General features: G+C 66.2%; 12 protein-coding genes. 5 read left to right on the forward strand and 7 right to left on the reverse strand.

The genetic code is table 11. The features are described from left to right. Positions 1-220: 220 nt before the first annotated feature. Positions 221-2167, reverse strand: coding sequence for a ribonucleoside-diphosphate reductase subunit alpha (locus KTC28_RS14895; RefSeq protein ID WP_439650103.1), 1947 nt, complete (start codon positions 2165-2167; stop codon positions 221-223). A 475-nt stretch (positions 2168-2642) separates the two neighbouring features. Here KTC28_RS14895 and KTC28_RS14900 point away from each other — a divergent pair, with 475 nt between their 5' ends. Further along, positions 2643-2960 carry a type II toxin-antitoxin system Phd/YefM family antitoxin gene (locus KTC28_RS14900; protein WP_216707924.1) on the forward strand — a complete coding sequence of 106 codons (318 nt, stop codon included), beginning with the start codon at positions 2643-2645 and terminating at the stop codon, positions 2958-2960. Beyond that, on the forward strand, positions 2957-3340 hold the full coding sequence (locus KTC28_RS14905) for a type II toxin-antitoxin system VapC family toxin (protein WP_216707925.1): 384 nt from the start codon (positions 2957-2959) through the stop codon (positions 3338-3340). Before KTC28_RS14900 ends, KTC28_RS14905 begins: the two co-directional genes overlap by 4 nt. 167 nt (positions 3341-3507) lie before the next feature. Here the strand turns inward: KTC28_RS14905 and KTC28_RS14910 are convergent, their stop codons facing one another. Together KTC28_RS14910 and KTC28_RS14915 are read right to left on the reverse strand one after the other, a co-directional pair. Beyond that, positions 3508-4677 (reverse strand): metal-dependent hydrolase family protein, encoded by a 1170-nt coding sequence (locus KTC28_RS14910; protein ID WP_216707926.1) that lies wholly within the window; start codon positions 4675-4677, stop codon positions 3508-3510. 289 nt (positions 4678-4966) lie between these two features. Next, entirely contained in the window at positions 4967-6040 is a 1074-nt protein-coding gene (locus KTC28_RS14915) for an MBL fold metallo-hydrolase (protein WP_216707927.1), read from the reverse strand. A gap of 148 nt (positions 6041-6188) precedes the next feature. On the opposite strand from KTC28_RS14915, the gene uvrB reads away from it, so the two are divergent. Beyond that, entirely contained in the window at positions 6189-8396 is a 2208-nt protein-coding gene (uvrB, locus tag KTC28_RS14920) for an excinuclease ABC subunit UvrB (protein WP_216707928.1), read from the forward strand. A gap of 15 nt (positions 8397-8411) precedes the next feature. Here uvrB and KTC28_RS14925 read toward each other — a convergent pair whose 3' ends face one another. Genes KTC28_RS14925 through KTC28_RS14935 form a run of 3 tightly spaced genes read right to left on the reverse strand, consistent with a single transcriptional unit; the run spans position 8412 to position 10755 of the window. Beyond that, positions 8412-9005, reverse strand: coding sequence for a hypothetical protein (locus KTC28_RS14925; RefSeq protein ID WP_216707929.1), 594 nt, complete (start codon positions 9003-9005; stop codon positions 8412-8414). Positions 9006-9021: 16 nt separating this feature from the next. Then, positions 9022-10299, reverse strand: coding sequence for a PAAR domain-containing protein (locus KTC28_RS23175; RefSeq protein ID WP_216707930.1), 1278 nt, complete (start codon positions 10297-10299; stop codon positions 9022-9024). Further along, positions 10300-10755: a DcrB-related protein gene (locus KTC28_RS14935; protein ID WP_216707931.1), complete on the reverse strand. Its 456-nt coding sequence runs from the start codon at positions 10753-10755 to the stop codon at positions 10300-10302. A gap of 123 nt (positions 10756-10878) precedes the next feature. On the opposite strand from KTC28_RS14935, the gene KTC28_RS14940 reads away from it, so the two are divergent. After that, the gene (locus tag KTC28_RS14940) at positions 10879-12213 is read left to right on the forward strand and encodes a chloride channel protein (protein WP_216707932.1); all 1335 of its coding nucleotides are present in this window, start codon (positions 10879-10881) and stop codon (positions 12211-12213) included. 85 nt (positions 12214-12298) lie between these two features. Next, positions 12299-13303: a CorA family divalent cation transporter gene (locus KTC28_RS14945; RefSeq protein ID WP_255602059.1), complete on the forward strand. Its 1005-nt coding sequence runs from the start codon at positions 12299-12301 to the stop codon at positions 13301-13303. Positions 13304-13472: 169 nt separating this feature from the next. Here the strand turns inward: KTC28_RS14945 and gyrA are convergent, their stop codons facing one another. Next, entirely contained in the window at positions 13473-16157 is a 2685-nt protein-coding gene (gene gyrA / locus KTC28_RS14950) for a DNA gyrase subunit A (RefSeq protein ID WP_216707933.1), read from the reverse strand. Between the last annotated feature and the right edge of the window lie 71 nt (positions 16158-16228).

Raw genomic sequence — 16228 nt, forward strand, 5'->3', positions numbered from 1 at the left:
CCCAAAGTCACGCATTGCGACATTGGGTCCCCGCTTTCGCGGGGATGACAGCATTGGGTAGGTTGCTGTCGTCGTCACTCTATCGCCTGTCGGTAAGCAAGGGGGCCAGGTTCGCGCGTCGTGGAATGCGCGAAGCCGGCCCCCTCACCCGCCCGCCGGGGCAACGCGCCCCGGCCGGTCCCGCTCCTTTTCGCCCGAAGGCTGGAGCAGCGGGGGCGCCTTACTGACAGGCAAGGCACTCGTCGTAATCGTTCGGCTCCAGCTCGAGCTGGCGCAGGTCCGGCGTGTTGTCGGCCTCGACCCCGCCGGCGAACCCGGCGCGCTGGATCGACTTCGACCGCAGGTAATACAATGACTTGATACCCAACTCCCATGCGCGGAAGTGAAGCATCAGCAGGTCCCACTTCTCGACGTCGGCGGGGATGAACAGGTTGAGGCTCTGCGCCTGGTCGATGTACGGGGTGCGGTCGCCGGCGAGTTCGAGCAGCCAGCGCTGGTCGATCTCGAACGCCGTCCGGTACACCGCCTTCTCCTCGGGGGTGAGGAAGTCGAGGTGCTGGACCGACCCGCCCTGCTCGAGGATCGAGTTCCACACGTTCTCGCTGTTCTTCGACTTGGCGGTGAGGAGCTTTTCGAGGAACGGGTTCCTGATCGAGAACGATCCCGACAGCGTCTTGTGGGTGTAGATATTCGCCGGGATCGGCTCGATGCACGCGCTGGTGCCGCCGGTGATGATCGAGATCGACGCGGTCGGCGCGATCGCCATCTTGCAGCTGAAGCGCTCCATCACGCCCGCGTCGGCGGCGTCGGGGCACGCGCCGCGCTCGTTGGCAAGGTGCATCGACGCTTCATCCACCTGCGCACGAATGTGGCGGAAGATCTTCATATTCCACGACTTCGCCATTGCGCCCTCGAAGGCGATGCCGCGTGCCTGGAAGAAGCTGTGGAGCCCCATGACGCCAAGGCCGACCGACCGTTCACGCTCGGCGGCGTAGCGCGCGCGCTCCATCTCGGGCTCGGCGCGCTCGATATAGTCCGACAGGACATTGTCGAGGAAGCGCATGATGTCCTCGATGAAGCCCTTGTTGCCCTGCCAGTCGTCCCACATCTCGAGGTTCAATGACGACAGGCAGCAGACCGCGGTGCGGTCGCGGCCGTACTGGTCGACCCCGGTCGGCAAGGTGATCTCGGAGCACAGGTTCGACGTCGAGACGCGCAGGCCGACGTCGCGCTGGTGCTTGGGCATCGCGTCGTTCACGTGATCGATGAAGACGATGTACGGCTCGCCGGTCGCCAGCCGCGTCTCGACGAGCTTGGTGAACAGGCCGCGCGCGTCGACGGTGGCGCGGACGTCGCCGGTCTTCGGGCTGATCAGGTCCCAGCTCTCGCCCGCCTTGACGGCTTGCATGAACTTGTCGGTGACGAGGACACCGTGATGAAGATTCAATGCCTTGCGGTTGAAGTCTCCCGATGGTTTGCGGATTTCGAGGAATTCCTCGATCTCGGGGTGGTTGACGTCGAGGTATACCGCCGCCGACCCGCGCCGCAGCGACCCCTGGCTGATCGCGAGCGTGAGGCTGTCCATGACGCGGACGAAGGGGATGATGCCGCTGGTCTTGCCATTGAGGCCGACCGGCTCGCCGATGCCGCGGACGTGGCCCCAATAGGTGCCGATGCCGCCGCCACGCGCCGCGAGCCAGACGTTCTCGTTCCACGTGTCGACGATCTTCTCGAGGCTGTCGCCGACCGAGTTGAGATAGCACGAGATCGGCAGGCCGCGCCCCGTCCCGCCGTTCGACAGGACCGGGGTCGATGGCATGAACCACAGCTTCGACATGTAGTCGTACAGGCGCTGCGCATGCTCGGCATTGTCGGCATAGGCGGCGGCGACGCGGGCGAACAGGTCCTGATACGACTCGCCCGGCAGCAGATAGCGGTCCTTGAGCGTCTCGCGGCCGAAGTCGGTAAGCAGCGCGTCGCGGCTGCGGTCGACGGTGACCGGCCATTTCCACGGCATCACCGTGCTCGAACTGCGTGGGGCAGCGGGTGCGGCGGGCTGCTCCGTCGCGGGCACAGCCTGCTCGGCGGGCTGGGACGCTTGCGCCGCATGCGCGGACGCGCCGCTCACGGGGGGCTCAAGGGTCATCGTCTCGCCGCTCAACGTCATTCTCGTCACTCCACCTGCCGCCCGGCTCACGTAATTCGGGTCCCGGCGTTTCGCCTCGAACCCTTGTCCACGATCGCGGCGGCTTCGCCAATGTTCTTTTTTCGTTCTCCCGGTGCGAGGAGCGGTCGCAGTGTCGCGGAATATTCCGCTACCACCACGGCTTGTGTCCGCCCCCCAGATCACCGGCTACAGATAGTGCCCGAAACCCGCCGCGACACAAGCATGAATATGGTGATCAAAGGCTGAATGAGCAAGGTCAACGGCTTGTCCGCGCTGGTTGAAGACGTGCCCGAAACCGCCGCTGCGCGGCTGTACCGCAGGGGGCAAATCGCGGTCCGCCCCCGGGACGCGCCGCTCCGACTCGGAAGCGTTCGCGGCTGCCGCGGACGCCGAGTCGGGCGGTCGCTATGACGCTGATTGACGGCGTTGAGGCGGTTGGCTAACTTCCTGACTAACCCGCTGGAGCGACGCCGCCATGACGATCGTCAACGTCCTCGAAGCCAAGACCAACCTGTCGCGCCTGATCGCCGAAGTCGAGGCGGGCGGCGAGGTCATCATCGCGCGCAACAACAAGCCGGTCGTGCGGCTGGTGCCGGCGGGAAGCGGGGGCACGGCCGAGGCGGCATCGACGTGGCAGCCGGAGCCTGCCATGCCGCGCGTTCCTGGCCGGTTGGCCGCGCCTAAATCGAACCGCCGCTTCGGGTCGATGAAGGGTTTGGTCGCGTGGGATGATCGCTTCAACGACCCGCTTCCTGCCGATGAGCTCGCCTTGTGGAATGGTGAGGGCGAGTGAGGCTCCTGCTCGATACGCATGCCTTGCTGTGGTGGGTGGCGGGCGATGAGCGGATGCCAATAAGCGCACGCGAAGCGATCGACGCGGCGACCGAGACATTCGCGAGCGCGGTTTCTGCGATGGAAATCGCGACCAAGTTCAGGATTGGAAAGCTGCCCGAAGGCCGATTGCTGGCCGGCGATTTCGAGGTCCAGCTTTTGGCCCACGGCTTCAGCTCGCTATCATTGACCGCAAGGCACGCCCAATTCGCCGGCAACCTGCTGATCGCCAACAAGGACCCGTTCGACCGGATGCTGATCGCCCAGTCGATCATCGAAGGCATCCCGCTGGTGTCGAACGAGGTGGGTTTCGACCATTTCGGGGTGAGCCGGGTATGGTAAGGCGCAGTGGCTGATTAGGGGTGGAGGGCGGACACTAATCTGCCATGTCCTTGAGTATGCAGTGCTTGGTTCCCAGCCTGGGACCGACACACTCAGTTGATGCTCATCAGGGTAAAGACCGATCGAATCCACTATTCGGATGAGGAGGGTCAGGACGAGCTAAAGAGCTAGCGCCGATCGTCGCGTACAACCAATCCACCCTTCATGACGAAGCTGACATGCTGGACGATGGCAATGTCGGCGAGTGGATCGCCGCGCACGGCGATGAGGTCGCCATAATGGCCGGGAGTCAGCGCACCGACCTTGTCCGCCCAGCCCATCAGCGCGGCGGCGTTGATCGTCGCTGCGCGCAGCGCCCCCAGATTGCCGAGCCCGAAGCTTGCAAGCGCCTCGATCTCGACCGCGTTGCGGCCGTGATCGGCGGCGGAACCCGGATCGAAGCCGCTCGCAACTCGGACGCCCAGCCGCGTCGCGGTGGCGAGATTGGCACTGACCATCGCGACGAAGGCGTCGATCTTTGCCTGCACCGCGGGAGAATGCGCCTTGCGCATTTCCTCCCACACGACGCCCTTAGTCGTGACCCACGTGACGCCCTTGGCCTTCATCTCAGCAAGGAGCACAGGCGTGAGGTGATCGCCGTGCTCAATCGAGTCGACGCCAGCGGCGAGCGCGTTGGCGATGCCCTGCGTGGTCGTGGCATGGGCTGCGACCTTACAATGAAAGCGATGCGCCTCATCGACGACCGCGCGCAGCTCCTCGACCGACAACGTCGGCTCCTTCCAATCGGCGTAGACCTTTAACAGGTCTGCGCCATGACCGATCTGCTCGCGTGCCGCCCGGCGCGCTTCGTCGACGCCGCTAACCAGCTGCGCGCCCACCGGAAATTCCGGCTGGTCCCAGGCGACACCGAAGGGGAAATATTGGCCGATCATCGCGATGCCACGCGAGGCGCCCTGCATGCGGGGGCCCTCAACCAATCCGGCCTCGATCGCATCACGCAGATCGAGATCGGCATAGCCGCTGCCCTCGCTCTCGACATCACGCACGGCCGTGAAGCCGGCAAGGAGTGTTGCCTTCGCATCGGCCGCGCCGTCGAGCGCGCGGCGAGCCAACGATTCAGTGGCGAGCGTTTGGACATACGAGTCGGCACCATCACCCATTCGGGCCATCAGATGGGTGTGCGCATCGATCAATCCGGGCAGCAGGGTCTCATCGCCGAGATCAATCACCTGCGCACCGACCGGGACCGCAAGCGCGCTGCCCGAGGCGGTTATCAGCCCGTCGGTGATCACGATCACCGCATTTGGAACGTAGTTGCCGGCCGCTACGTCGAGCATGCGCGCGGCTTTGACCACGACTACTGTCGCCGACGCTTGAGGCAATGTTGCGTGCGCCGACAGGGGCAACGCGAGCCCCATCAGAGCGGCCAGACACCTTCGGATCATCGCCTCGTCCCCTTTCTTAGACGCATGCTGTCGAAGCAAGCACGTGATGCCAAGCAGTATCGACCGATAGACGATCGGGACCGTCTGCAATTGGGCGGATTTGGCCGATCGATCGCTCAGCTTAATCGAGAAGCTGTCTTCTACGGTTCGGGGCTTTCCACGAACCTCGTCCGGATCTCGATCAGGCCGCCTTGAAGATATAGCTCGACCCGACGATCGACTGGATCACCTTATTCGGCATCGCGGCGAGGGCTGCCGCGATGAACGTCTCGCCGGTGCAGTGGCCGGGGATGATATAGTCCGGGTTGATCGCCTGCATCAACGCCAGCGTCTCGAACGCCTGCTCGCGGGTCTGCGGCGGGACGAGGTGGAAGCCGCCGACGATCGCGTGGACCTTGTCGATCCCCGACACCGCTTGCGCGCGGCGGACGGTGTTGATGATGCCGCGGTGGCTGCACGAGCCGATCACGACCAGCCCGCGTCCGGCGACATTATACGCCGTGCCGAGTTCGTGCTCGGCATCGTCGACGACGAAGGCCTTGTCGCGCTTGGCCGGATCGAGCAGGTCGCGCGCGCAGTTCTGCCCGGGGAGCATCCCGCTCGGCACGCGCGGATGCTCCGATGAGACGAAGGGGATGCGGCCGGTCGTGAAGCCCTGCCCGGCGACGATCCGCGGGTCGCCCGAAACGACGAGATCGACGCCAGCGCGGAGGATCGCCGGGCGGTCTATCGCCCCGAACGACGAGCCATCGGCGTCGGTCCCGCGAATCCGCGCGCAGAACGCCTCCTCGCCACCGACGTATAACGGCGTCCCCCGCCGCACCTTGCCGGTCGCGAGCAAGCCGTCGAGCCCGCCGAAATGGTCGTAGTGACCGTGGCTCAGCACCATCGCATCGATCGTCTCGGGCGCGATGCCGAGCAGCGCCATATTGTTGAGCAGCGCGGCCGGGGTGTAGCCGAAGTCGATCAGTGTCGTCCGCGCCGTACCCGCAGCGGACGACGTCGCCAGCAGCGAATAGCCCCACTGCCCGGCAAAGGCGGTGTGATAGTCCTTGGTGATCGGCGGCGGGACGACGTCGATATCGGGCCGCGAGAACGCTGCGCCGAAGACGCTGGTCGTGCTGTCGATCAGGACCGTCAGCTTGAGCCGGTCGACCGACGGGACGGCGAGGAGCGGTGCAGCCGAGAGCGCCGCGCCCGGCAACGCCAGAAAGGCTCCACCGATAGCGAGGAGTGAGCGGCGATCCAGATCCACGACGGCCTCCAATATCACGGAACGCCACGCTGCCAGATCGCTGCGCGTCGGGAAAGCGTCTCGACCTGCCCGGGGCCGATCAACAACCTCGGCAAGTCACTGCCGCACCCACTGGAACGAAACGCGACCCTGCCCCATATTGCCCGACATGGCTGCCATCCAGATCCGCACCTCGCTCGCCGAACCCGAAAGCAACGGCGCGTTCGTCCCCCACCGCCCGGCGCGGCCCGAGAAGTCGGAGGGTGGCAAGGCGTTCCGCCTCGTCACCGATTACATGGCAGCAGGCGACCAGCCGGCGGCGATCGCGGAGCTCGTCACCCAGGCCAACGCCGGCGACCGCGACCAGGTGCTGCTCGGCGTCACCGGATCGGGCAAGACCTTCACCGCGGCGAAGGTGATCGAGGCGGTCCAGCGCCCGGCCCTCGTCCTCGCGCCGAACAAGATCCTCGCGGCGCAGCTGTACGGCGAATTCAAATCGTTCTTCCCGGACAATGCCGTCGAATATTTCGTCAGTTACTATGACTATTACCAGCCCGAGGCGTATGTCCCGCGCTCCGACACGTACATCGAGAAGGAGTCCTCGGTGAACGAGGCGATCGACCGGATGCGCCACTCGGCGACGCGGTCGCTGCTCGAACGCGACGACGTCATCATCGTCGCCTCGGTGTCGTGCCTGTACGGCATCGGCTCGGTCGAGACGTACTCGGCGATGACCTTCAGCCTGAAAAAGGGCATGACCGCCGACCGCGGAGAGATCATCCGCAAACTCGTCGCGCTCCAGTACAAGCGCAACGACCAGGCGTTCGCGCGCGGCAATTTTCGCGTGCGGGGGGACACGGTCGAGCTGTTCCCGTCGCACTATGAGGACAGCGCATGGCGGATCGTCTTCTTCGGCGACGAGATCGAGACGATCACCGAATTCGACCCGCTGACGGGGCAGAAGGTCGCTGACCTGATTTCGATCAAGGTCTACGCCAACTCGCATTACGTCACGCCCGGCCCGACGCTCAAGCAAGCGTCAGAGGCGATCAAGCACGAGCTCACCGAGCGCCTCAAGGAGATGCACATCGAGGGCAAGTTGCTCGAGGCGCAGCGCTTGGAGCAACGGACGAACTTCGATCTCGAGATGATCGCCGCGACCGGCAGCTGCGCCGGCATCGAGAACTACAGCCGCTTCCTGACGGGCCGCCTCCCCGGCGAGCCGCCCCCGACCTTGTTCGAATATCTCCCCGAAAACGCCCTGCTGTTCGTCGACGAGAGCCACGTCACCGTGCCGCAGATCGGCGGCATGTCGCGCGGCGACCATCGGCGGAAGCTGACCCTCGCCGAATACGGCTTCCGCCTGCCGTCGTGCATCGACAACCGACCCTTGCGCTTCGAGGAATGGGAGGCGATGCGCCCGCAGACGGTGTTCGTCTCGGCGACCCCCGGCAAGTGGGAGATGGAGGCGACCGGCGGCGTCTTCGTCGAGCAGGTCATCCGCCCGACCGGGCTGATCGACCCGCCGATCGAGATCAAGCCGGTCGAGGACCAGGTCGAGGACTGCATATCGGAGGCGCGCAAGGTCGCGGCGAACGGCTACCGCACCCTCGTCACGACGCTGACCAAGCGGATGGCCGAAGACCTCACCGAGTTCATGCACGAAGCCGGCCTGCGCGTCCGCTACATGCACAGCGACGTCGAGACGCTGGAGCGCATCGAGCTGATCCGCGATCTGCGCCTCGGGGTCTATGACGTGCTGGTCGGCATCAACCTGTTGCGCGAAGGCCTTGATATTCCTGAGTGCGGCCTCGTCGCGATCCTCGACGCCGACAAGGAAGGGTTCCTCCGCTCGGAGACTTCGCTGATCCAGACGATCGGCCGCGCCGCGCGCAACGTCGAGGGCCGCGTCATCCTCTACGCCGACCGGATCACCGGCAGCATGGAGCGCGCGATGGCCGAAACCGACCGCCGCCGGTCACGCCAGGAAAGCTACAACCTCGAACACGGCATCACCCCGACGACGATCAAGCGCAACATCTCCGACGTCCTCGCCGACGTGTCGATGCGCGACGGCGTGGTGGTCGACACCGGCGACGACGAGACCCCGAACCTCGTCGGCCACAACCTCAAGGCGTACATCGCCGACCTCGAAAAGCAGATGCAAACCGCCGCCGCCAACCTCGACTTCGAGATCGCCGCTGCCGTGCGCGATCAGATCCGACGACTGGAAGCGGACGACCTCGGGCTGCCGAGCACCGGGGCGAAGGTCGCTCCGGTGAAGGGCCGCGCGGTGGGAGGAGCGCCGGGGACACGGACGACGCGGTTTGCGAAGGCGAAGGCTGCGCGAGGTGCGCGGCGGCAGGGCGGGCGTTAGCGCACGGCCAGGCCGTCAGACTGTGAGTTCAGCCGCGAGCAGTTGACGGCGGCGGGCCGGTGCGGCGCCGGTTACCGCCCGGATCAGCGGAAGATGTCGCTGAAAGCACATCGGATCGCAGACTGCTGCGGCGCGCAAACCCAGCCATGCCTGCATCAACCCGAGCATCGCGCCCTCGTGACGACCATCGCACATCCGATCGACGAGGAACGGCTCGGCGTCGCGCGGCAGGACCCGCCATGCCAGGGCGTTGGCCGCCCCTTCCTGCGCACGCCCATCACGTCCGTCGAGATACGTCGCAAGGTCGAAAAGATAGGCCTTGTCCTGCGTCAGATCGAACAAGACCTCGTGCCGGATCACATCCCACCGCCAGTCGAACGAGGCGACCCGCGACGCGGCCTGCCGCAGGGCAGCGACCGTGCCGGCATCGCCAACGTAGCGGAGGCCCATCAGGTCGACCGTGTCCCCGGCAAGGGAGCGTTTCAACATCATGTCGCGCGCAGTCACGCGCTCCGCATCCGTCATCTCGGCGAAATCGGCGGGGGAATAGCCGTCGGCTTTTTCGCGCCCCTGCGCCGCATATTGGCGCTGAAACCGGTCCATGGTCATCGCTGTATCGCCTTTCTCATGGACCGGTCCGCGGCGGCGGTTCGGGGAGAGTGGGATCGACCTTAAAGTCGGTGATCCTGCCGCTCGCCAACCCCTTTTGGACCTCGGGCCATTCGTATTCCTTGAAAATATCGCCGCCGCCTACCGCCGCCTTGGTCGGGGTCTGCACCGCGGTGACGTCGCCCGACAATCCCTTCGCATAATTTTCCGAGACGCCGCCCCAGACTTCCTTGCCGCCGCTCGTCCAAGGCATCTTGGTGTTCAGGTCTGACCAGCCGTCGATTACACGACCGCCCGGTGTTCCCTCCAACGTAACCCCGCCGTGAGCGGTCGCATATGCTTTGGCCGCGTCACCATTTCCCGACCAAAGATGGCCGCCGTCGCGCGGTGACGAAACATCGAGCCGGTCGACGACCGCTTTCGAATTCCCGGCATCGACATGGCGTTGTAGGATGGCGCGCGCCTCGTCGATCTTGCCCTCATTCGATAGCTTGGTGATTCTCGCACGGTCGCCGATCGTCTGTCCCTCGCCCGCCAGCTTCGGGCTGGCGACGATGAGGCCCATTCCGGCGACGCCTTGCAGCAGATCGCGATATCCCGGCCCGAGGGCATCGCCGATCTTGCCGAGTCCCTCCATCCCGCCATAGCCGAGGGCGCCGATTGCGAGGTAGCCGCCGAACGCCGCGGCACCAACCGCCGCCGCAAACAGGGCACCACCGATGGCGGCACCCATACCGAGCACCTCGAGCCCGGTCTTGGTCCAGGCTTCGAGATCGAACACGAAACCGGCACGCTTTGTTTCCCCGCCGATCACGACATTGGGCGACCCGGTCTTGATATGAGCGCCGCACGTCAGCTTCGATGTCAGCCGGGCGGCCGGCAGACCGTTGATCTTGACGGTCGCGGAGCCCTCCTGAACCGCGATTGTAAATGGCCATGGCGGGTGATTGATCGGCGCACCGCTACAGCCATCGGCAACATCGTCGGTCACGCGAACGGCAAATCGCTTGTTGGTTTTGACGTTAGGGGACCCCGTTGCGATCTTGCCGGTCGTCGGCTCCGGCAAATTGAAGATCGTCGACAGCCCGGACATTATCTGCCCGCCGGCAAGTCCACCCCCCGCCACCGCTCCGGCGATAACGACCGCCGCCAGTCCGCCCGTTGCCGCGGTCGCCGCGACGACCGCGGCACCCGCCAGGACACCAACGAGCGCCCCCGCGACCATCGCCGCGAGGCCGAAACCATGCGCGATCTCATCTTCGATCCGCGCTGCCGCCTGAGCAGTCGCCGTCATTCAGCGAACTGGGAAAGTGGGAGTCGTGTCGAGGCGATCGAACACGATCGTGCTCATCAGCGCATGCCACGGACGTTCGAACAGCGGTTGATCGCGGGGCGTGCATGTCAGTGTGAAGATCAGGACGAAAAGGCCGCAATCGACGTAAATCTGCCTGAGCTTCAGCGTCGTCGTCTCCTTCGACCACGTAAACTCGAACCACGCCGCGTCGCGCTCCTGAACGTTGATCATCTCGGATTTCAATTCGACGAAATCCGGCAGGCTATCGGCACAGATTTTCCGCTGCTTGTCATAATAAGCGACAAACGGGTCGACTCCCTTCCCGTCGTCGCGGGTCACGACGAAGCTGGCATCACCGCCATCTGGTGCCGCCGGCAGCCTGAACGCCGTAATCGACTGGTCGCGCCAGTCGGCTGGGACATCGAAGGCGGCGACATCGATTCTATACAAGGCCATGCGCGATTATCGCCGCTCCGACTGTCGCATGCAATCGACAAGCCGCTAGCGGACCAGCGTACACCATCATGGCACACCCCGTCGCTTGCATCCCCCGCTTGTCGCGACGACAAGCGCGCGGCAATGACCCCTCCCCTTTTCCTCACCCGCCTCGGTGACCGCATCACGCGTACCTTCGCCGTCGAGCCCGGCACCGTCGACACTGTCCGGCGGCGGGTGGCGACTGGCATCGGGGCGGTGGTGCTCGGGCTGGTCGCGCTCGCCTTTGCCAAGGGCGGCGATCTCGCTCGCGCGGGGTTCGTGCAGATCGTCCACGCCGCGCCGTATGCGCCGCTGCTCCTGACCCCGGCGATGTTCGCAGGCGTAGTCTGGCTGACGCGGCGGTATGTGCCCGAGGCGCGGGGGTCGGGGATCCCGCAGGTGATGGCCGCGGCGCGGGTTCCCGATGCGCCCGAGAGCCAGAAGCTCGTGTCGGTCCGCGCGGCGGCAGCGAAGATCGGGTTGACGCTCGGCATTTTGCTCGCGGGCGGGTCGGCCGGGCGCGAGGGCCCGACGGTCCAGTTGAGCGCAGCGGTGATGGTCGCGGTCCACCGGGTGTTGCGCGTGCCGCTGAGCGCCGGGGTCTATATCGCCGGCGGCGCGGCGGGGGTCGCGGCGGCGTTCAACACGCCGCTGGCGGGGGTCGCCTTCGCGATCGAGGAGCTCGCCGCCGCCTACGAACAGCGCGTCGCGATCCTCGTCATGGGCGCGGTGATGATCGCCGGGATGGTCAGCCTCGGCGTCGCCGGGGATTATGTCTATTTCGGCGAGATGCATAAGACGTTGGCACTGCGTGCGGTGCTGCTCGCGGCTCCGGCGGCGGGGATCGTCGGCGGGATCGCCGGGGGGCTGTTCAGCCGCCTCGTCCTCGGCTTCGCCACGGGCCACAAGCGGTGGCAGCGGCGGCTGACGTCGCGCCCGGTGGTCTTCGCAGCGCTGTGCGGGCTGGCGGTGGCGGTGCTCGGGATCGTCAGCGGCGGGCTGACATGGGGCACCGGCTATGACGCGACCAAGATGCTCGTGGAGGGGCACGGCCAGCCGTTGTGGTTCGGCGTCGCCAAGTTCGGTGCATCGCTCGCGACGACGCTGTCGGGGGCTCCGGGCGGGGTGTTTGCGCCGTCGCTCGCGGTTGGCGCCGGCGTCGGCAACCTGCTGACGCCGCTGTTCCCCGACGATCCGGCGGGTGCGATCGTCCTGCTCGGCATGACCGGATATTTCGTCGGCGTCGTCCGCGCGCCGCTGACCGCGGTGATCATCATCACCGAGACGACGGCGAGCCGCGGCATGATCCTGCCGCTGTTCTTCACCGCGCTGATCGCCGAGGTCGCGAGCACGATCGTTTGCCGCGAGCGGCTGTACCACGGCCTGTCGCGCGCGTTCGGCGTCCCCGCGCCGGCCGGAGCCGCGCACTCGGGCTGAGCGTGGCGGATGTCGGGGCATCGCGGCTCGACCGCAACGCCGCCGCCGCGTATCGCTCGGCGCAAGGGCAGCGGAGGGAAGATCGATGAACGCTGCTATCGAGCCTGCGACCGTCGGCGCGCGGCGGGGGCTGATCTGGGGGTTCGACATTTCGGCGGCCGGAGCCGAGCCCATCGAAACCGCGCTGCCCGACATTACCTTCGCCGCGCCGCCGGGAATGCTGCGCTGGCTCCATGTCAGCCTCGCCGACCAATGGACGCGGCGCTGGTTCGACGATAGCGCGCTGCCCGCCGATGTTCGCGAGCTGCTGCTGTCGGTCGATCGCCACCAGCGAGCGCTCGTCGACGGCGACGCGATTGCGTTCATCGTCCACGATTTCGAACGCGATTTCGACACGCCCGCGACGGCGCAGATGGGCGCACTGACGGTGCTGCTGCTGCCCGGCTGCGTCGTCACCGCGCGGCTCCATCCCTTGTGCGCGATCGATGTCGTCCATCGCCGCATCCAGGCAGGCGCGGTCCCGGCGACGACGGCGGCGGCGCTCGACCTGCTGCTGTCGGGGGTGACGCAGGTCGCGAGCGAGGTCTCCGCCGACCTGACCGCAACGGTGCAGGCGGCGGAGGACGCGTTGCTCGACGATGGGCACGAGCCCGATGCGCGCGCGTTGCTCGTGGTCCGCAAGCGGTCGATCCAGGTGTCGCGGCAGATGAGCGGGCTGCGTGCAATTCTCGCCAGGCTCGAGGACGACGACGCGGTGCCGCGCGAACTGCTCCCGGCGGTCGCCAAGCATGCCCAGCGGACGGCGGCGGTCGAAGGCGACATGCTCGCGATCCAGGGCAATGTCCGGCTGCTCCGCGAGGAGATGGAGATGCAGACCGCGACGCGGACTAGCGACAACCTGTATCTGCTGTCGATCCTCAGCGCGCTGCTGCTGCCGGCGACGCTGGTGACGGGGATCTTCGGAATGAACACCGGGGGGCTGCCGTGGACGACGGCGGCACATGGGACGGCGTTGGCGATGGCGCTCGTCGCCGGGTCGGCGGCGGCGGTGTTCCTGTGGCTCCGGGCGCGGGGGTTTTTCCGGCAGTAGCGGGGGTATTTTCGCCAATAGCTTAGCGCTGGGGTGGGTAGCTCTTGTATCAAACTGCTGTCATCCCCGCGAAAGCGGGGACCCAAAGTCACAACAGGTGGAGACCTTGGGTCCCCGCTTTCGCGGGGATGACAATTTAGGATGCGATCGTTTCGCTCGTTCCAGCGCCTCAGCCAGCCGTGTCGTCCGCAGCCTCGCCAACCACCTCGTCGCCGATCTTCGCCGCCGAGACGACATGCTCGCTGCCATCGACCCGGAACAACATGACCCCCTGCGCGCCGCGACCCATGATGCGAATCTGCTTCGCCTCGGTGCGGATCAATTTGCCCTGGTCGGTGACGAGCATGATTTCGTCGGCGTCGGTCGCGGGGAAGCTCGCGACGACGGTGCCGTTGCGTTCGGAGTCGGCGATCGTCGCGATACCCTGCCCGCCGCGCCCCGACTGGCGGTATTCGAACGCCGACGTCCGCTTGCCGAAGCCGTTCGAGGTGACCGTGAGGATGAACTCCTCCGCCGCCGCGAACTGCGCCATGCGGGTTTCGGACAGCGCGCGTTCGCCGGGCTCGGGCTTCCACGCGGCGGCGCGGAGATAGTCCTCACGCTCCTGCGGCGTCGCATCGAAGGGCTTGAGCACAGACATCGACATCACCGCGTCGTCGCCGTTGAGCGCGATCCCGCGCACGCCGGTCGACGTGCGGCTGACGAATTCGCGGACGTCCTCGACGGCGAAGCGGATCGCCTTGCGGTTCTTCGTCACCAGCAGAACGTCGTCGGCGGCATCGCACAAGGCGACCCCGATCAGCCGGTCGTCGTCGCCGTCGTCGAAGCGGATCGCGAGTTTGCCGTTCGCATTGATGTTGGTGAACGCATCCATCGAATTGCGCCGCACCGAACCCTTTGCGGTCGCGAACATGACGTGGAGCCGTTCCCACGCCGCCTCGTCCTCGGGCAGCGGCAGGACGGTGGTGATCGTCTCGTCCTTGTCGAGCGGCAGCATGTGGACCATCGGGCGGCCCTTGGCGTTCGGCCCGCCAAGCGGCAGTTTCCACACCTTGAGGCGATAGACCTTGCCCGCGCTGCTGAAGAACAGGACGGGCGTGTGCGTCGAGGTGACGAACAGGTTGGTGACGACGTCCTCGTCCTTGGTCGACATCCCCGACCGGCCCTTGCCGCCGCGCTTTTGTGCGCGATAGTCGGACAGCGGCACGCGCTTGATGTAGCCGGTCATGGTCACCGTCACGACCATCTCCTCGCGGGTGATCAAGTCCTCGTCATCGATGTCGTCGCCGGCGGTGACGATCTCGGTCCGACGCTTGTCGATGAACGGATCGGAGCCGTTCAGCTCCCCACGGAGGACGGCGTACAGCTTGGCGCGGTCGCGGAGGATCTCGAGCAGCTCGGCGATGCTGACCGAAATTTCCTTGAGTTCGGTGCCGATCTCGTCGCGGCCGAGCGCGGTCAGCTTGGCGAGGCGGAGTTCGAGGATCGCGCGGACCTGGATGTCGTCGAGATGGTACGGGCCGTCGACGACCGGCGTCGCCTCGGTCTCGCCGTCCTCGATAAGCGACAGGTATGGCGCGATCTCGTCACGCGCGAACGGCTCGGCCATCAGCGTAGCGCGGGCCTCGGCGGGCGAGGCGCTGCTGCGGATGATGACGACGACGCGGTCGAGGTTGGCGACCGCGACGACGAGCCCGATCAACACATGCGCCCGATCGCGCGCCTTGTTCAATTCGAACTTCGAGCGCCGGGTGATGACCTCTTCGCGGAATTTGACGAACGCCTCGATGACGTCCTTCAAATTGAGCAGTTCGGGACGCCCGCCGCGGATCGCGAGCATGTTGATCGCGAACGACGACTGCGCCGGGGTGTGGCGATAAAGCTGGTTGAGCACGACCTCCGGCACCGCGTCGCGCTTGAGGTCCATGACGACGCGAACACCCTCGCGGCTGCTCTCGTCGCGCAGGTCGGAGACGCCCTCGATCCGCTTGTCCTTGACCGCCTCGGCGATCTTCTCGACCAGCCCGTTCTTGCCGAGCTGGTACGGGATTTCCGTCAGGACGATCGAGCGGCGCTCGCCCCTGCCCTCCTCGACGATCGCGCGCGCGCGCATGATCACGCTGCCGCGCCCGGCGTGATACGCCTGGCGAATGCCCGAGGTGCCGAGCAGCAGCCCGGCGGTCGGGAAGTCGGGGCCCGGAATGAACCCCATCAGCTCGTCGATCGTGATCGCCGGATTGTCGATATACGCGCGGGTCGCGTCGATCACTTCGCCGAGGTTGTGCGGCGGGATATTGGTCGCCATGCCGACCGCGATGCCGCCCGCGCCGTTGACCAGCAGGTTCGGGAAGCGCGCCGGGAGAACAGCGGGCTCGTGCTCCGACCCGTCGTAGTTGGCGATGAAGTCGACGGTGTCCTTGTCGATGTCGGCGAGGAGCTCGTCGGCCACCCGCGCCAGCCGCGCCTCGGTATAGCGCATCGCCGCCGGGGCATCGGGGTCCATCGAGCCGAAATTGCCCTGCCCGTCGATCAGCGGCAGCCGCATCGACCAGTCCTGCGTCATCCGCGCGAGCGCGTCGTAGATCGAGCTGTCGCCGTGCGGGTGGTACTTACCCATGACGTCGCCGACGATGCGCGCAGACTTGCGGTACGGCTTGCCCGCGACGAAGCCGCTCTCGTGCGCGCCCCACAGGATGCGGCGGTGGACGGGCTTGAGGCCATCGCGGACATCGGGCAACGCGCGCGCGACGATGACGGACATCGCGTAATCGAGGAAGCTCGTCCGCATCTCGGTGACGATCGAGACCGGCTTGATATCGGGTTCGCCGGGGGGAAGCGTGGTCGGGTCGGCCAAGGGGTTCTACCTGTCGTGCGACGACTGTCGCGGAGGTGTCATATCTAGGCGATGCGGGCGCAAAAGGCCAG

This window comes from Polymorphobacter megasporae (assembly GCF_018982885.2).
GTDB lineage: Bacteria > Pseudomonadota > Alphaproteobacteria > Sphingomonadales > Sphingomonadaceae > Polymorphobacter_B > Polymorphobacter_B megasporae.